Here is a 16338-nt window from a genome sequence, read left to right on the forward strand (position 1 = left end):
AAAGCCGCGCGAGTCCGCTCACCTTGAACGTTAGATGCACTAAGCACATAATTGCTCACAGCCAAACTATCAGGTCAAGTCTGCTTTTATTATTTTTAAGCGTGCATAATAAGCCCTACACAAATTGGGAGATATATCATGAAAAGAGTTTGATGCTCAGGGTGTAGCGGTTCGGTTTATTGACGACGGGATCAGTACCGACGGTGATATGGGGCAAATGGTGGTCACCATCCTGTCGGCTGTGGCACAGGCTGAACGCCGGAGGATCCTAGAGCGCACGAATGAGGGCCGACAGGAAGCAAAGCTGAAAGGAATCAAATTTGGCCGCAGGCGTACCGTGGACAGGAACGTCGTGCTGACGCTTCATCAGAAGGGCACTGGTGCAACGGAAATTGCTCATCAGCTCAGTATTGCCCGCTCCACGGTTTATAAAATTCTTGAAGACGAAAGGGCCTCGTGATACGCCTATTTTTATAGGTTAATGTCATGATAATAATGGTTTCTTAGACGTCAGGTGGCACTTTTCGGGGAAATGTGCGCGGAACCCCTATTTGTTTATTTTTCTAAATACATTCAAATATGTATCCGCTCATGAGACAATAACCCTGATAAATGCTTCAATAATATTGAAAAAGGAAGAGTATGAGTATTCAACATTTCCGTGTCGCCCTTATTCCCTTTTTTGCGGCATTTTGCCTTCCTGTTTTTGCTCACCCAGAAACGCTGGTGAAAGTAAAAGATGCTGAAGATCAGTTGGGTGCACGAGTGGGTTACATCGAACTGGATCTCAACAGCGGTAAGATCCTTGAGAGTTTTCGCCCCGAAGAACGTTTTCCAATGATGAGCACTTTTAAAGTTCTGCTATGTGGCGCGGTATTATCCCGTGTTGACGCCGGGCAAGAGCAACTCGGTCGCCGCATACACTATTCTCAGAATGACTTGGTTGAGTACTCACCAGTCACAGAAAAGCATCTTACGGATGGCATGACAGTAAGAGAATTATGCAGTGCTGCCATAACCATGAGTGATAACACTGCGGCCAACTTACTTCTGACAACGATCGGAGGACCGAAGGAGCTAACCGCTTTTTTGCACAACATGGGGGATCATGTAACTCGCCTTGATCGTTGGGAACCGGAGCTGAATGAAGCCATACCAAACGACGAGCGTGACACCACGATGCCTGCAGCAATGGCAACAACGTTGCGCAAACTATTAACTGGCGAACTACTTACTCTAGCTTCCCGGCAACAATTAATAGACTGGATGGAGGCGGATAAAGTTGCAGGACCACTTCTGCGCTCGGCCCTTCCGGCTGGCTGGTTTATTGCTGATAAATCTGGAGCCGGTGAGCGTGGGTCTCGCGGTATCATTGCAGCACTGGGGCCAGATGGTAAGCCCTCCCGTATCGTAGTTATCTACACGACGGGGAGTCAGGCAACTATGGATGAACGAAATAGACAGATCGCTGAGATAGGTGCCTCACTGATTAAGCATTGGTAACTGTCAGACCAAGTTTACTCATATATACTTTAGATTGATTTAAAACTTCATTTTTAATTTAAAAGGATCTAGGTGAAGATCCTTTTTGATAATCTCATGACCAAAATCCCTTAACGTGAGTTTTCGTTCCACTGAGCGTCAGACCCCGACAAACAAGCCGGTCAGCGTGAGGGCTGCAATACCCCAGTGCTCCCCGATGAACGCGCCGGCCGTCGTGCCGGCTAGCACAATGGCGAGAATCGGCAAATGGCAGGGACAGGTGAGCACGGCCAGCGCGCCCCACAAGTAGCCGGTGATCGGTTTGTGCGTCTCAGACGGCAAGTGCTCTGGGCTGTTCATGGCAGACTCTCCGCGTGCTGTGCCGGTTCGGTTGGCATGGCGGCCAGTTGCATTTCGAGGCTGGCCAGGGCCTCGCGCCGACGCTCGACGAGTTGCCGCAACACGGCAAGCTGCGCAGACGCACCGTCACCGTCCGCAGCATCCAGCGCCCGGCACAGCCGCGCCAGTGCGTCCAGGCCGATACCCGCTTCGAAGGCAGCCCGTACAAAGCGCAGCCGTTGCAACGCGGTGTCATCGAACAAGCCGTAGCCGCCCGTGGTGTACGCGACCGGCCGTAGCAATCCGCGCAGCAGGTAGTCGCGCACGATATGCACGCTCACCCCGGCATCAAGGGCCAGCCGGGACACTGTGTAGGCGCTCATTGAACACCTCCTTTTCCTCATCCGGCGCAGCACGAAAGCTGCTTCACGTCCTTGCTGAAGGTCTGCGCCGCGAGCTTCAGCCCTTCGACCATGGTCAGGTAGGGGAACAATTGGTCGGCCAGTTCCTGCACGGTCATACGGTTGCGAATGGCGAGCACCGCCGTCTGGATCAGTTCACCCGCTTCCGGGGCCACCGCTTGCACGCCGATGAGCCGTCCGCTACCTTCCTCGATGACCAGCTTGATGAAGCCGCGTGTGTCGAAGTTGGCAAGCGCACGCGGCACGTTATCCAGTGTTAGCAGGCGACTGTCGGTCTCGATCCCGTCGTGATGTGCTTCCGCCTCGCTGTAGCCCACGGTGGCGACCTGCGGGTCGGTGAACACCACGGCCGGCATTGCGGTCAGGTCCAGGGCCGCATCGCCGCCAGTCATGTTGATCGCCGCACGAGTGCCGGCCGCTGCCGCCACATAGACGAACTGCGGCTGGTCGGTGCAGTCGCCGGCCGCGTAGATGTTCGGGCTACTGGTGCGCATGCCCTTGTCGATGACGATGGCCCCCTGCGCATTGACGGCTACCCCCGCCGCTTCCAATGCCAGGCTGCGCGTGTTCGGTGTCCGGCCGGTGGCGACCAGCAGCTTGTCGGCGCGCAATTCACCGTGCGTGGTGGTCAGCACGAATTCACCGTCCATATGGGCGACCTGGCTGGCTTGCGTGTGCTCCAGCACCTCGATGCCCTCGGCACGGAAAGCGGCTGTCACCGCCTCGCCGATGGCCGGGTCTTCACGGAAGAACAAGGTATTGCGCGCCAGGGCCGTGACCTTGCTGCCCAGCCGGGCAAAGGCTTGCGCCAGCTCCAGCGCCACCACCGACGAGCCGATTACGGCAAGGCGTTCGGGAATGGTGTCGCTCGCCAGGGCCTCGGTGGAAGTCCAGTAGGGTGACTCTTTCAAGCCCGGAATCGGCGGGACCGCCGGGCTGGCACCCGTGGCGACCAGGCAGCGGTCGAACATCACGACGCGCTCGCCACCCTCGTTCAAACTAACGATAAGGCTCTGGTCGTCCTTGAAACGCGCTTCACCGTGCAGAACGGTGATGGCTGAATTGCCGTCCAGGATGCCTTCGTACTTGGCATGACGGAGTTCTTCGACACGGGCCTGCTGCTGGGCCAGCAGCCGCTCGCGCAAGATCGTCGGCGGTGTGGGTGGCATGCCGCCGTCGAATGGGCTTTCCCGGCGCAGATGGGCGATGTGGGCGGCGCGGATCATGATCTTGGACGGCACACAACCGACGTTGACGCAGGTGCCGCCGATGGTGCCGCGCTCAATCAGCGTGACCTGCGCGCCTTGCTCGACGGCCTTCAGTGCTGCCGCCATCGCGGCTCCACCGCTACCAATGACGACGACCTGCAACGGGCGTTCGTTGCCACTGGGCTTATCAGCGGCCCCTATCCAGCCGCGCATCTTGTCGAGCAGGCCGGCGCGGTTGTCCGTCGGTGGCGCATCGGCAAGCGTTGCCTCGTAGCCCAGTCCGGCCACGGCGGTAGTCAGCGCATCCGATGACGTGCCCGCCTCAATGGCGAGTTGCGCTGTGCCCTTCGGATAGGACACCAGCGCCGATTGCACGCCGGGCACTTTCTCCAAGGCTTCCTTGACGTGAGCCGCGCACGAGTCGCAGGTCATCCCGGTGATTTTCAGGGTGGTCATGTATTTTTCCTTTTCTGTGGTGGCTACGGCTGTTGCCGTCAGCCACGTTGTTCTGGCAATTCACAGCTGTCCGGCCCGCAGCGGCGATGTGCTGGCGAGATGAAATCCCAGACCGACACCCCAACCATCAAGGCCAGGCCGACATAGAGCAGTCCACCGCTCTGCCAGCCGTAAGCCCGCATTAAAAACACCGCTGCCAGCACCAAGATCGGGCCTATCGTGCCGAGCGCCGTGCGTCGCCACTGTCGATGATTGAGCCAAGCGATAGCATTGGCGAGTAACGCGATGCCGGCGAACATCGGCAGCAGGATGCCAATGAATAGCCCCTCGTACTGGCTCAAGAAGCCCAGTCCGATGGCCGCGCCAAAGCTGGCGATGGCAGGAAAACAGGCGGCGCAGCCCATCGCGGAAACGACGCTGCCGAGCGCGCCGGTTTTGCCAGCGATGCGCGTGATGAGTCCCATGTGTCGCTCCCGAGTTCGGTTAACGGATCAGCGTTTGAGGCTGGACGGATAGCCCGCGTCCTCGGTCGCCTTGGTCAACTTCTGGACGTTGGTCTTGGCATCGTCGAAGGTGACGACGGCCTGGCGCTTGTCGAAACTTACGTCGGTCTTGCTCACGCCCTCAACCTTGGAAAGCGCGTGCTTGACAGTGATCGGGCAAGAGGCGCAGGTCATGCCAGGCACGGACAGCGTGACGGTCTGGGTGGCGGCCCACACGGGGGCAACAACGGCAGCGAGGGCGAGGGCGGCAAACAGTTTTTTCATGATGAACTCCTGTGATTAATAGAAAAATGGCATGACGTAGGGAAATCCGAGCGAGACCAGGACCAGCGCGGCCACGATCCAGAAAATGAGCTTGTAAGTAGCTCGCACTTGGGGAATCGCGCAGACCTCACCCGGTTTGCAGGCTTGCGCCGGGCGGTAGATGCGCCGCCAGGCGAAAAACAGCGCGACCAGCGCTGCGCCGATGAAGATCGGGCGATAGGGTTCCAGCACCGTCAGGTTGCCGATCCATGCCCCGCTGAACCCCAAGGCGATCAAAACCAGCGGCCCCAGGCAGCAGGCCGACGCAAGAATGGCGGCCAGCCCACCGGCGAAGAGCGCGCCGCGCCCGTTTTGTGGTTCAGACTTTTGTGGTTCAGACATACGCTTGTCCTTTCAAATTTGGTTTGGATAGCTTAAGCTTACTTCCGTAGTTATGTACGGAGTCAAGCGATATGCAAATTAATTTTGAGAATCTGACCATTGGCGTTTTTGCCAAGGCGGCCGGGGTCAATGTGGAGACCATCCGGTTCTACCAGCGCAAGGGCCTGCTGCCGGAGCCAGACAAGCCCTATGGCAGCATTCGCCGCTATGGCGAGGCGGATGTAACACGAGTGCGGTTCGTGAAATCGGCCCAGCGGCTGGGCTTTAGCCTGGACGAAATCGCCGAGCTACTGCGGCTGGAGGATGGCACCCATTGCGAGGAAGCCAGCGGCCTGGCCGAGCACAAGCTCAAGGATGTGCGCGAGAAGATGGCCGACTTGGCACGCATGGAGGCCGTGCTGTCTGAACTGGTGTGCGCCTGCCATGCGCGGAAAGGGAACGTTTCCTGCCCGCTGATTGCGTCACTGCAAGACGGAACGAAGCTCGCTGCATCGGCGCGGGGGAGTCACGGGGTGACTACGCCTTAGCGTGCTTTATTTTCCGAATTCTGAGACGACCCCTGCCAGACGGTGCTGAGACGACGCTTACACTGCTGGTACACGTAACCGGCTCCATTCTGATGACTGCCCTGGGTTTTTTTGTCGTCACATGGCTGCTGTGAGCGTGTGGCTGATGACGGATAAAAATGCCCCTGCCTGCGGCAGCTTTACAGGGCTTTACCTCTTCCGCCTGAAGCGGGCCGGACGTTATGATAAAATTAACGTCACGCTAATTCGTTAATTTATCAGCAATTAATTATCGTATTTTTTATATCTTCAGCGTAGCTCAGCCGGCTTATCCTCTGATAACCAGCGGTTGTATATCAGGGGAAGGCCTGTTTTTTTTGAATAAAGGGAGGGAGTGTGTCAGAAATCCCAGACAGAAATAAAAAGAGGATGTCAGAAGTGCCATCTGCATTTTTCAGCTCGCCCGCAGCCGGCGGCATCGTGCTCATCATCGCCTCAGCAGCCGCTATCATCGTGGCTAACTCTCCGCTCAGGGAGGGATATGAGGTATTCCTGAAATACAACGCCGCCGGCCTCTCCGTTGAGCACTGGATAAACGACGCCCTGATGGCCGTGTTCTTCATGATGGTCGGCCTGGAAATCAAGCGCGAGCTTCTCACCGGTCAGCTTGCCACCTGGGGCCAGCGCGCGCTGCCGGGATTTGCCGCGCTGGGCGGGATGGCCGTGCCTGCGGCCATTTACGTATGGTTTAATGCGGGCAGCGATGAAACCCTCGCTGGCTGGGCAATTCCTGCCGCCACGGACATTGCCTTTGCGCTCGGGGTACTGGCACTGCTGGGCAGTCGCGTACCTGCCTCGCTGAAAATTTTCCTGTCGGCGCTGGCTATTCTGGACGACATGGGCGCAGTGGCTATTATTGCGCTCTTCTATACCAGTAATATTTCGTTTCTGATGCTGGCCGGTGCGGCGGTCACGGTTGCTCTGCTGTTTATCATGAACCGTGCCGGGATTACCCGGCTGTTTCCCTATCTGCTGGCGGGGGGCGTGCTGTGGTTTTTCATGCTTCAGTCCGGGGTGCACGCCACCATCGCGGGTATCCTGCTGGCGCTCTTTATCCCGCTGCGGGTAACCGATCCGGATAAACAATCCCCTCTTGCCCGGCTGGAGCACGGCATCAATCCGTGGGTGACGTTTCTGATACTGCCGCTGTTTGGCTTCGCAAATGCGGGGGTCGCGCTCTCCGGTATGACGGCTGATGACCTGATGTCGCCGGTACCGGTCGGCGTTGCGCTGGGCCTGTTTGTTGGCAAGCAGGCGGGCATTTTCGGCCTGTCGCTGCTGGCCGTCAGCCTGGGCCTGGCAAAACGGCCTGAAAAAAGTACCTGGCTGCAGGTTTACGGCGTATCGGTCCTGTGCGGAATAGGGTTTACCATGAGCCTGTTTATCGGCAACCTGGCGTTTGCAGAAAGCCCCCTGTTGGTGGACGAGGTCAAGGTGGGGGTACTTGCCGGCTCTGTACTGGCAGCACTGGCGGGTATGCTGATACTGCGCTTTTCTCCTTCGCATCCTTCCCGGTAACGCATTCGGGTCCGGAAAATCCCCGTGATGACGGGGATTTTTATTTCCCTGCAAACTTATTAATCAACAGGGCCACCTTCATTACCGTCGGCATTTATTCAGGTGCTTATCATCACACTGGTGCCCGCATTTATAGTTTGCCGAAAAAATTCGCACCGTTAATCATGCAGGTACAAACAAAAAGCAGTCTTTTTGTCAATCATGGCAACTTTTCCTGGCCGCCCCCGGTTATGTCGGTTCTCTCGCCTGTTATTAATGTAGCGGGTAATGTCCCATTTCAAAAAGGGGAAAGGGAGAGGCATGCTGATGTCTAAAATCAGAATGCCCCCGGAGTTCTGTTTATGGATGAGAACCTACAGCTGCTTGTGTCCTGCCAGAATTTTCAGGCCAATGATACCCGCCAGAATCAGTCCGAAACAGGCAATGCGTAACAGGCCCTTATCTTCATTTAAGTAAATTATTCCGTACGCTGCTGTCCCTAAAGCACCAATCCCGACCCAGACCGCATAAGCGGTTCCTACAGGAATAGTCCGTGTTGCCAGGGACAAAAAGTACATGCTCACACCGATAAATGTCAGGCAAAAAATACTGGGGTAGATCCGGGTAAATCCCTCAGTCCGGAGCATTGACGCGGCATAAAAGACTTCGGCTATGCCGGCAATCACCAGATACATCCATCCATTCATAAAACTCCTTTAACGGCTCATCAAAACCAGCAATATTGTGGGCAATGTTAACTCTGTTTTTAAGCAGGGGATCATCAGCATCAACCGCGAAACCCTTTCCGGCACAGGAAAAAATCGCTGCCTGCGTCGGGTTAACTGCCTGGGCCCAGTTTTTTTAACCTGAAATAGGTGGCCCTGGATATGCCGGTTTTCTCCATCACCAGTTTAATGGGCGTTTCGTGCCGGATAAGCTCCAGTGCGGCGGCCGATTTGTGATGAGGTTTCCGTCCAAACCTGACGCCTGCCGCCATGGCGATGACCCGGCCTTCGTTTGTGCGCTCCAGGATCCGCTCCCGCTCAGCTTCAGCAACGGCAGCAAGGATCTGAATGACCATTTTACCCATCGTGCCTTCAGTACTCAGTCCATTCTCCAGAAACCGGATGGCTATTCCCTTTTTATAGCAGGCATCAACAATGTGGATCATATCCGCTGTGTTGCGGCCAAGCCGGTCCATTTTGGTACACATGATAATGTCATCTTTTTCGGCACGGGCAAGCAGCCGTTGTAACCCTTCACGTTCGTCCGTGGCGCCCGACATCATGTCAGTAAAAATCCGGTCATCTCTGACGCCTGAAGATTTCAGCTCCATGATCTGCGCCGTCAGTTTCTGATGGCTCGTTGATACCCTTGCATATCCCAGTAATGCCATATTGGTCTCACAAATCGATACTGATACTGCGTAGTATCATAAAGCATAAAACACGATTTTTGATACTCATGTAAGCACGCACTTTAAAAGGTCTCAAAACTTATAATATCTGATACCGCCAAAATAATACGGATCAATAAATAATGAAAGGATGCGTGATGGCTGCTGATTTTCTGACCGACAAACAGACACAGAACTACGGGCGTTATGCCGCAGAGCCAAACGAGATCCAACTGGCACGGTATTTTCATCTTGATGAGCGAGACCTTACTTTCATCAACCTACGTAGGGGCAGGCATAACCGGTTGGGGATTGCCCTTCAACTCACAACCGCCCGCTTTCTGGGAACCTTCTTGCCCGATCTCATGCAAATACCGCCCGGTGTCCAGTTTTATGTCGCAAGGCAACTTAACATCCGCTATCCAGAGATCATCTCCCGCTATGCTCAAAGGGAAAATACACGTTGGGAGCACCACGGGCTTATCAGGCAGCACTACAGCTATCATGATTTCGGTGATTTCCCGTGGTCGTTCAGACTGAAGCGATTGCTGTATACTCGTGCATGGCTCAGTAATGAACGCCCCGGACTGATGTTCGATTTTGCCACCGCGTGGTTGCTTCAAAATAAAGTGTTGTTGCCAGCCGCATCCACCCTTACGAGGGTCATTGGTGAAATCCGTGAGCGTGCGACCCGCCGCTTATGGCGAAAATTGGCCGCGCTGCCAAACCGTTGGCAGGCCGCACAACTGGCTGGGTTACTTGAAATCCCCGAAGGACAGCGACTCTCAGTGATGGAGCACCTAAAAAGAGGCCCTGTCACTATCAGCGGCCCCGCATTCACTGAAGCACTTGAACGTTACACTCGCCTGCGCAGCCTGGAATTTTCCTGCCTGAATTTCACTGGGCTGCCTGCCATACAGCTCCGCAACCTGGCACGCTATGCCGGAATGGCATCGGTGAAATATATCAGCAGAATGCCAGAAGAACGGCGGCTGGCTATCCTTACCGCGTTCGTGAAAGCGCAAGAAATCTCGGCGCTGGACGAGGCCGTTGACGTGCTGGATATGCTGATCCTCAATATTACCAGGGAGGCGAAGAAAACCGGGCAGAAAAAGCGACTTAGGACGCTCAAGGATCTTGACCGTGCGGCGTTGTTGCTGGCGCGGGCATGTGCACTTTTACTTGATGAAGATACTGGTGATGATTTGCTGCGAAAGACCATATTCAGCAGTGTACCTGTCGCCAGACTGGCAGAGTCAGTGGAAAAAGTGAATGAACTGGCCCGCCCCCAGGATACAAACTTTCAGGATGAAATGGTGGAGCAGTACGGACGGGTAAGGCGTTTTTTGCCCGCACTACTGCGCGATCTGCACTTCCGGGCGGCCCCAGACGGTGAACATACCCTCGCGGCCATCCATTACCTGGCAGAGCTAAACGGCTCGAAAAAACGGATCCTGGACGATGCACCTGAGCATATCATTTCAGGCCCTTGGAAACGCCTGGTGTACGATGCTGAAGGTCGGATACAGCGAGCGGGTTACTCGTTGTGTCTGCTGGAGCGACTTCAGGATGCGCTACGCCGTCGTGACATCTGGTTGGAAAACAGCGATCGTTGGGGTGATCCGCGCCAAAAACTTCTTCAGGGGGAGGAATGGCAGGCGCAGCGGGTTCCAGTGTGCCGGGCATTGGGTCACCCCACCAATGGCAGTAAAGCATCGGTGCAATTGGCAGCACGGTTGGATGAAACCTGGAAAACGGTGGCATCACGTTTTGACCGCAATACCGCCGTAGACATCTGCAATGAAGGTAAACATCCTTCGCTGACCATCAGCAGCCTGGATAAATTGGATGAGCCACCGGCGCTGATACGACTGAGCAGCCGAGTCAGACAATTGCTCCCACCCGTTGACCTGACAGAACTGTTGCTTGAGATTGACGCCAGAACGGGTTTCACCCGTGAATTCAGCCATGTCAGCGAGTCAGGTGCCCGCGCGCAGGATCTGCATATAAGCCTGTGTGCGGTGATGCTGGCTGAGGCCTGCAATATCGGACATGAGCCGCTGATCAAGCACAATATCCCTGCACTGACCCGCCATCGCCTGAGCTGGGTGAAACAGAACTACATCCGAGCAGAAACGCTGGTCAGCGCCAATGCGCGGCTGGTTGATTTTCAGTCCTCGTTAGCGTTGGCAGGATACTGGGGTGGCGGTGAGGTGGCCTCCGCTGATGGTATGCGTTTTGTCACACCAGTGAAAACGGTGAATTCTGGCCCCAACAGAAAATACTTTGGTTCAGGGCGCGGCATTACCTGGTACAACTTTGTCTCTGACCAATATTCGGGTTTTCATGGCATAGTGATCCCTGGAACGCTGCGGGATTCCATTTTTGTGCTGGAGGGACTACTTGAGCAACAAACGGGACTAAACCCGGTTGAAATCATGACGGACACAGCAGGTACCAGTGACATTATCTTTGGCTTGTTCTGGCTACTGGGATACCAATTTTCACCTCGTCTGGCGGATGCTGGTGAGGCGGTGTTCTGGCGGGCTGACAAAGCAGCGAATTACGGGGCGTTGGACGAACTGGCTCGGGGTTGTGTTGACCTTTCTAAAATCGAAAGCCACTGGGATGAGATGATGCGGGTTGCAGGTTCGCTGAAGCTGGGCACAATTCATGCGTCAGAACTCATTCGATCGCTATTGAGAAGTACCCGACCGTCAGGGCTTGCTCAGGCAATAATGGTGGTCGGAAGAGTTAACAAGACACTGTATCTTCTCAACTATATTGATGATGAGGACTATCGCCGCAGGATCCTAACACAGCTTAACCGGGGCGAAGGTCGCCATGCCGTGGCAAGAGCCATTTGCTACGGTCAGCGTGGTGAGATCAGAAAACGTTACCGCGAGGGGCAGGAAGATCAGTTGGGTGCGCTGGGTCTGGTGACAAACGCAGTGGTGCTGTGGAATACGCTTTATATGCAGGAAGCCTTGTCGCACCTGCGTAGCACTGGGGAAGGGCCAGAAGATGAACATATCGCGCGGCTTTCGCCTCTGATGCATGGTCATATCAACATGCTGGGACATTATACGTTCACACTACCGGAGGATATTATGAAGGGGGAATTGAGGCCGTTAAATCTCAATTTAAACAATGAATTACCTCCTTAGCGTGGTTTTTTACATCATTGGCCCTCAAACCCCTTTACCTACTCCTGCCAGGATATCGTCCTCAACCGCAGCGATATAAACTGGGGAGGCAGCGATCACGTAATCATCAGTAGGCCTGGCTTCCATTAACGTCCCTATGGAATTCTCCGATCTTTCCTTCCCGAATGTATTTGTTAATTCCCGCCACCAATGGCGGTGACTGAACGGTAAATTATGAAAGGTGGCTTCATATACGTCGACGAGGTCCCGACTATTCAAAAAACCCAACCCGGCAGAGATCACCCACAACTCCAGGTTTTCCGTCGTCCGTAAAATCTCTTTTGCCGTTGACCAGTGATTCCCAGTATAGAGCGATAGGGCGGGTACCGGTGATGCACTTTGCGACCGTCTTATGGTCGCTGCCCAACTGGCCATAGCCTCTTCAGGTGTCTCTCCGGCCCGGATGCTCAGTTCCGCACGGGAGCCGCACTGGAAGTGCTTACCTTTGGTACAGGACGTTATTAGGTGTGTAATTCGCGACGCCGTCATTTTGTTGCCCTTAGCCCAATGTGTGCAATCACTGTCTATCAGTCGTAACAGCCCCTCATCCGTGATAACGACCAAAGAGGAGGCCCGAACAACTATCCCATTATACATTTAGTCATGCCTTTACTAATAACTAGTTACCACAAAAAAACCTCGCGAGGTGACGGTGTCACGCTTATTGGCCTTTTTTAGCTCACTTTATGTACTATGGGATTTAATTATCGGTAAATCCCATCGTTCAAATAGCACCCCCCATAGTGTAATTGCGGCTAAAACCCTTATTAATCAGTCATGTAACGCAATGGTTGTGCATTCAGGGGATGCGATCGCCACTTAACGGGTTGCGGGTTGTTGGTCACCCGACATCTGTGTGTTAATCTTTTTCATCATTAGTCACTAGTAAAGGCTTCACTATATATGACGCTACGAGAATTTTTTTAACGAGAGAGGTGGATAGGCCAGTGAAAATCTCTCAGCCAAAACAGTGGGAAAAGGATCGTGAAATGAGCATGAATTCGCAGCCGGAACTGAAGTTGAGTACCCGTACCGAACAACTCGCCAGTAGTCGTGATGCCGCTATGCAAAAATTTCTGGACGGCATGACGCTGATTGCCGAAGCCTCAGCAATTTGCGGGTTTTCACTGTTTAACAGCAAAATTATGGCCCCTAATGCTTTTGGCCTTCCTGCGTCCCTGGCCGCAAGCATCGAGGAAGGGCGACAGCAAATAGACCGTAAGACATGGAACAATCTTTTTGAAGAAACGGGTATTGACCGATTCTGGAATCACAACCAGCGGGCAGAGTTCCGTGAGTCTCTCCGGAACGCTCCGCCAATTGCGTCGTTAACCGTAATCCGCAGTACATTGCGCCAGGCAGTTGCCATGCGCAGCATTACACTTGCTGAAGGGTTTGTTGATCTGCTATGCCAGCTTGATCGCCGGTATAAAACTAATGCCCAGCAATTTGTGATGCCAAAAAAACTGGTACTACGCGGCATTTTTCCCGACTCGAACATGATGAGATATAATGGCTTTTCTCAGGATAATCTCTTCTATTTAAACGACTTTGAGAATATCGTTTGCATCTGCTCCAATGCAGCAACACCGCCTGTCGGCAGTGGAATGAACATGTACGATCGGCTTGCTGTCTTACGGAAAACCGATTTTACGGGTGACATTACCGACCCGAAGGGCTGGAAGTGCCGATTGTTCGAAAATGGTAACGTCCATATCTCAGTTGAGTGTGAAAGCCTGCATAACGCACTGAATGACCTGATTAGCATTTATTTTGCCAACCAGATCCCGGCCAAAGGATAAGAATGATGACTGACAATGTAAATTTGATGAACGGGGATGAACAGACAGCGTCCAGTTTAAGTGAAGATACTCCAAAAACGCCCCCTCTAAGCCCCGAGTTACTGAAGAATTCCCCTTACTCGTCAATAGCTAAGGTTAAATATTTCACCGAGATTGAACAAATCTGCCTCGATAAGAGCATCAGCACCGAAAACCTCGACCAGTTTTTCAAAGCCCACTGGCTGCGGGATAAAATGGGGGGGTCTTTTGCCCGGGCTCAGGAGATGCTGGCGGCCTACAAGCAATACGTGGACGAGGTGCCCGAAGAAGCACGCGCGATTGAAATCCCTGACCAGATTAAAGATGCATTCAGTGATTTTACTGCGTTTATCACCTGGTACTTCCGCTTAAGCTATACGGCTATCCAGAGTGATAGCGTGAAAATTGCGAAGGCAGAAATTACTCAGTTACGGCACCGGAATGCTGAAATTCTGGAAGAACTGTCACAGTCGAAAGAACAGGCTACAGTCCTGAATAACGAAAAAGTTAACCTGATTAACCTGCTGGAGCAGCAGCGTGAACTCTCCAGTAAATTAGAAGATTCACTTCAGGAAGCAGAAGAAACTCTGGCAGGAACTCAAAGTGAATTACAGCATGCCCAAAACGAGATCCAGCTTTTACAGCAGACAGTAGGGACACTGAACCAGCAACTGAGTGAGCGCAAACAGGAACTGGCCTCGCAGCAGGAGTATCAGAAGCAGCTTAATGATGAAAATAAAGCGCAGCAGGTAGAGCTGACCGCCCTCAACAGCCAGAATGAAAACTTACAACGGACCGTGTCTGATTTAAAGTCCAGTGTCAGTCAGCTTGAACAGGACCTTTCTTCATCACAATCCCATGCCTCTGAATTGAGCTCATCTTTAGCCGAAAAGGACACGGCCCTGACGCTCGTCCGGTCGGAGCTCTCAACAGCTAAAGGGACGAATGAACAACTACGAGCTGAAGCACAACGCTTAGCTGATGAGAACCTGGTGTCCAAAAAGGTCCAAACAGATCTGACAGAAGAGCTTCAGCAGCTCAGGAATCAGATGATGTCCATGGAAGCGACACTCAATGCGGAAAAGACCATTGCAGAGTCTTTACGAGGAACAATCAAGCAGCTTACCGAAGCTATGACCGGCGTAGTTGCTATCAAACCTAAATCCCCAGGGGCATCAAAACCGCGAAACAAAAAGACGACATAACTGCTCCCGCCAGGAATTTGCTATAAACTTAAATTCCTGGCGCCCGTAGGCTCTTTATCCCGTCCGGAGGAGTTTACGTCCTTCCGATAGCATTTGGCTGATTTTCCCCGAGTCACTGATCTCAAGAGCATCAACCAGGCTAGTGATCCCGCCAACAGCTTGCTGCTGCGAAATAGCTCCCAGCTTATAGTCATCGAGTACTGCCGCCAAAAACGCTTTCAGTTTAACCTGTTCACTCATCGAAAGTATGTACGCCATTTTTAACCCCATTTTAAGGTTGTGATTCGGGTGAATTGTATTTTTTAGCTTCAGGGAAATGAGGGAGATCCTGGGATTCCGTCTTCTCCGTAGCATCCCAGTGCCACCATCCATAGGCCCCATATTCCTGGTTGTAATACGCCTTCTTAAGTTCCTTTCGCGCAAGATAGGCTGGTGTCGACATTCCGAAAACCTCCATCGGGAACGGCTTATCACTCCGGGTATCAAGTAAATAAAAATCGGGGAATACATCGCTCGCACTTGCGTCATACCGCATAGGCTTAACATAGTGCCGGTGTTCGGCATCCAGTTTACGGGATACAATCGCTTCGTATGAGGAGTCCAGAGGTATCCAGTTATCACTCACCAGCATAAGCACTATCTGATGAGCTCGTGCAGAGAGACCTCTAGTGGTCACAGATACGGGAGAGGTAAGTGCAAAAACAACAACTTTGCCACCATTTTTCCAGGCTGCATATTCCAGTGGGAATCGCCGCTTCACGCTATCCCAGTGCCCGTCTGAGTTAAAGAAGGTAAGGGGCATACCGCCGAAGTTACGCATAGGAAGAAACTTCAGTGGCTTCTCATGCTTTTCTGCGTCATAGCGCGGCAGTACTGATAGCAGCAGCAGTCGCTTGTCGCTCAGTTCTGCGGACGACAACAGCTTAACCTGCTCACTGGCCACTTTGCTTTTAGAGTCCGCCACCCCGATAAAGAGATGGTCGCCAATACACGCTCTACCTGATTTGACCTGCTTTGCGGCGTCCAACATCCGGTAGCGAACCAGCGAATCATTTCGCTTCCCGGCCATATTCGGATACCAGACATTAAGACCGGCTTCAGTCCACAACAGACTCAGAAGTCCGGACAGGGTCATTGAAGCCTGTCCACCTTCAGGTCGCTGGATTTGGGGCGGGGTAGGAACCTCTGACTTTTCCGGCGGATCTTTCTCCGTCATGCCTATTCCGAGGCGTATTGACATGGTCCCCTCATTGTTGATGCGTACAACATTGCTGGCATAACCCTTTAACCCCGTATGCCTGGCATCAAGGTCGAAAAACACGCACGATGGATCATGCTCAGTGCCGGTATTTGCAGCCTTAATCAATATGAAGGTATCACTGTTTGGTAGCGACCGGACGTACAGACGCTTTGCGCCTTTGCCCCGGCATCCGCAGGTGATCACAGATTTCTGCCCGGACGTGTGGTGTGCTTTCTTTAGGGCCGACTGCCATCCCTTTACATACTCGTTCTGCGTCTGAAATTCAGCCGAGTATCGTTTCGTGTTTGGTTCGTCATCGTAAGCAATAAATACTGCAAACTTCTGGCCCATGG

The 16338-nt window shown here is 53.4% G+C and carries 17 protein-coding genes and 1 pseudogene; 7 read left to right on the forward strand and 11 right to left on the reverse strand.

Annotation, left to right across the window (positions count from 1 at the left end; genetic code table 11):
• Positions 1-142: 142 nt before the first annotated feature.
• Positions 143-460, forward strand: a pseudogene (locus tag SK33_RS24295) (recombinase family protein); the annotation flags it as partial.
• A gap of 182 nt (positions 461-642) precedes the next feature.
• Positions 643-1503 carry a broad-spectrum class A beta-lactamase TEM-1 gene (locus SK33_RS24300; protein WP_000027057.1) on the forward strand — a complete coding sequence of 287 codons (861 nt, stop codon included), beginning with the start codon at positions 643-645 and terminating at the stop codon, positions 1501-1503.
• Between the two features lie 138 nt (positions 1504-1641).
• Here SK33_RS24300 and merE read toward each other — a convergent pair whose 3' ends face one another.
• From merE to merT, 6 genes are read right to left on the reverse strand one after another with little or no spacing between them, the layout of a single operon-like run.
• Positions 1642-1842, reverse strand: coding sequence for a broad-spectrum mercury transporter MerE (gene merE / locus SK33_RS24305; protein ID WP_022652206.1), 201 nt, complete (start codon positions 1840-1842; stop codon positions 1642-1644).
• Positions 1839-2204 (reverse strand): mercury resistance co-regulator MerD, encoded by a 366-nt coding sequence (merD, locus tag SK33_RS24310; RefSeq protein ID WP_001277466.1) that lies wholly within the window; start codon positions 2202-2204, stop codon positions 1839-1841. The genes merE and merD overlap by 4 nt, the downstream gene beginning before the upstream one ends.
• A 17-nt stretch (positions 2205-2221) precedes the next feature.
• Entirely contained in the window at positions 2222-3907 is a 1686-nt protein-coding gene (gene merA, locus SK33_RS24315) for a mercury(II) reductase (RefSeq protein ID WP_000209296.1), read from the reverse strand.
• Between the two features lie 38 nt (positions 3908-3945).
• Positions 3946-4371, reverse strand: coding sequence for an organomercurial transporter MerC (gene merC, locus SK33_RS24320; protein ID WP_000522996.1), 426 nt, complete (start codon positions 4369-4371; stop codon positions 3946-3948).
• A gap of 27 nt (positions 4372-4398) precedes the next feature.
• Positions 4399-4674: a mercury resistance system periplasmic binding protein MerP gene (gene merP, locus SK33_RS24325; protein WP_000732275.1), complete on the reverse strand. Its 276-nt coding sequence runs from the start codon at positions 4672-4674 to the stop codon at positions 4399-4401.
• Between the two features lie 15 nt (positions 4675-4689).
• Positions 4690-5055 (reverse strand): mercuric ion transporter MerT, encoded by a 366-nt coding sequence (merT, locus tag SK33_RS24330; RefSeq protein WP_001294656.1) that lies wholly within the window; start codon positions 5053-5055, stop codon positions 4690-4692.
• Positions 5056-5126: 71 nt separating this feature from the next.
• On the opposite strand from merT, the gene merR reads away from it, so the two are divergent.
• Both merR and nhaA read left to right on the forward strand, forming a co-directional pair.
• On the forward strand, positions 5127-5582 hold the full coding sequence (gene merR, locus SK33_RS24335; RefSeq protein WP_001166628.1) for an Hg(II)-responsive transcriptional regulator: 456 nt from the start codon (positions 5127-5129) through the stop codon (positions 5580-5582).
• Between the two features lie 408 nt (positions 5583-5990).
• Entirely contained in the window at positions 5991-7139 is a 1149-nt protein-coding gene (gene nhaA / locus SK33_RS24340; protein ID WP_011977829.1) for a Na+/H+ antiporter NhaA, read from the forward strand.
• Between the two features lie 353 nt (positions 7140-7492).
• Here nhaA and SK33_RS24345 read toward each other — a convergent pair whose 3' ends face one another.
• Together SK33_RS24345 and SK33_RS24350 are read right to left on the reverse strand one after the other, a co-directional pair.
• Positions 7493-7825: a DMT family transporter gene (locus tag SK33_RS24345; RefSeq protein WP_004118538.1), complete on the reverse strand. Its 333-nt coding sequence runs from the start codon at positions 7823-7825 to the stop codon at positions 7493-7495.
• Positions 7826-7956: 131 nt separating this feature from the next.
• Positions 7957-8514, reverse strand: coding sequence for a recombinase family protein (locus tag SK33_RS24350; protein ID WP_004118540.1), 558 nt, complete (start codon positions 8512-8514; stop codon positions 7957-7959).
• 158 nt (positions 8515-8672) lie between these two features.
• Here SK33_RS24350 and SK33_RS24355 point away from each other — a divergent pair, with 158 nt between their 5' ends.
• On the forward strand, positions 8673-11681 hold the full coding sequence (locus tag SK33_RS24355) for a Tn3 family transposase (protein WP_032432540.1): 3009 nt from the start codon (positions 8673-8675) through the stop codon (positions 11679-11681).
• Between the two features lie 24 nt (positions 11682-11705).
• Here SK33_RS24355 and SK33_RS24360 read toward each other — a convergent pair whose 3' ends face one another.
• A complete protein-coding gene (locus tag SK33_RS24360; protein ID WP_251363595.1) occupies positions 11706-12095 on the reverse strand; it encodes a DUF6884 domain-containing protein in 390 nt (129 codons plus the stop codon).
• 614 nt (positions 12096-12709) lie between these two features.
• Here SK33_RS24360 and SK33_RS24365 point away from each other — a divergent pair.
• Entirely contained in the window at positions 12710-13522 is an 813-nt protein-coding gene (locus SK33_RS24365) for a DUF4942 domain-containing protein (RefSeq protein ID WP_015062955.1), read from the forward strand.
• A 2-nt stretch (positions 13523-13524) separates the two neighbouring features.
• The gene (locus SK33_RS24370; RefSeq protein ID WP_032610436.1) at positions 13525-14745 is read left to right on the forward strand and encodes a hypothetical protein; all 1221 of its coding nucleotides are present in this window, start codon (positions 13525-13527) and stop codon (positions 14743-14745) included.
• A 54-nt stretch (positions 14746-14799) separates the two neighbouring features.
• On the opposite strand, the gene SK33_RS24375 is transcribed toward SK33_RS24370, so the two are convergent.
• Positions 14800-15003: a hypothetical protein gene (locus SK33_RS24375; RefSeq protein WP_024191726.1), complete on the reverse strand. Its 204-nt coding sequence runs from the start codon at positions 15001-15003 to the stop codon at positions 14800-14802.
• A 13-nt stretch (positions 15004-15016) separates the two neighbouring features.
• Positions 15017-16336, reverse strand: a complete 1320-nt coding sequence (locus SK33_RS24380) for a DUF1173 family protein (protein WP_032610439.1) — start codon at positions 16334-16336, stop codon at positions 15017-15019.
• Positions 16337-16338: the final 2 nt, after the last annotated feature.

It is taken from the genome of Citrobacter sp. MGH103 (assembly GCF_001034475.2).
Classification (GTDB): domain Bacteria; phylum Pseudomonadota; class Gammaproteobacteria; order Enterobacterales; family Enterobacteriaceae; genus Citrobacter; species Citrobacter freundii.

Excerpts from the sequence above, each read along its gene's own strand:
- SK33_RS24300 (WP_000027057.1), top strand. The coding sequence starts at position 643 with ATGAGTATTCAACATTTCCGTGTCGCCCTTATTCCCTTTTTTGCGGCA.
- merE (WP_022652206.1), bottom strand. The coding sequence starts at position 1,842 with ATGAACAGCCCAGAGCACTTGCCGTCTGAGACGCACAAACCGATCACC.
- merD (WP_001277466.1), bottom strand. The coding sequence starts at position 2,204 with ATGAGCGCCTACACAGTGTCCCGGCTGGCCCTTGATGCCGGGGTGAGC.
- merA (WP_000209296.1), bottom strand. The coding sequence starts at position 3,907 with ATGACCACCCTGAAAATCACCGGGATGACCTGCGACTCGTGCGCGGCT.
- merC (WP_000522996.1), bottom strand. The coding sequence starts at position 4,371 with ATGGGACTCATCACGCGCATCGCTGGCAAAACCGGCGCGCTCGGCAGC.
- merP (WP_000732275.1), bottom strand. The coding sequence starts at position 4,674 with ATGAAAAAACTGTTTGCCGCCCTCGCCCTCGCTGCCGTTGTTGCCCCC.
- merT (WP_001294656.1), bottom strand. The coding sequence starts at position 5,055 with ATGTCTGAACCACAAAAGTCTGAACCACAAAACGGGCGCGGCGCGCTC.
- merR (WP_001166628.1), top strand. The coding sequence starts at position 5,127 with ATGCAAATTAATTTTGAGAATCTGACCATTGGCGTTTTTGCCAAGGCG.
- nhaA (WP_011977829.1), top strand. The coding sequence starts at position 5,991 with ATGTCAGAAGTGCCATCTGCATTTTTCAGCTCGCCCGCAGCCGGCGGC.
- SK33_RS24345 (WP_004118538.1), bottom strand. The coding sequence starts at position 7,825 with ATGAATGGATGGATGTATCTGGTGATTGCCGGCATAGCCGAAGTCTTT.
- SK33_RS24350 (WP_004118540.1), bottom strand. The coding sequence starts at position 8,514 with ATGGCATTACTGGGATATGCAAGGGTATCAACGAGCCATCAGAAACTG.
- SK33_RS24355 (WP_032432540.1), top strand. The coding sequence starts at position 8,673 with ATGGCTGCTGATTTTCTGACCGACAAACAGACACAGAACTACGGGCGT.
- SK33_RS24360 (WP_251363595.1), bottom strand. The coding sequence starts at position 12,095 with ATGGCCAGTTGGGCAGCGACCATAAGACGGTCGCAAAGTGCATCACCG.
- SK33_RS24365 (WP_015062955.1), top strand. The coding sequence starts at position 12,710 with ATGAGCATGAATTCGCAGCCGGAACTGAAGTTGAGTACCCGTACCGAA.
- SK33_RS24370 (WP_032610436.1), top strand. The coding sequence starts at position 13,525 with ATGATGACTGACAATGTAAATTTGATGAACGGGGATGAACAGACAGCG.
- SK33_RS24375 (WP_024191726.1), bottom strand. The coding sequence starts at position 15,003 with ATGGCGTACATACTTTCGATGAGTGAACAGGTTAAACTGAAAGCGTTT.
- SK33_RS24380 (WP_032610439.1), bottom strand. The coding sequence starts at position 16,336 with ATGGGCCAGAAGTTTGCAGTATTTATTGCTTACGATGACGAACCAAAC.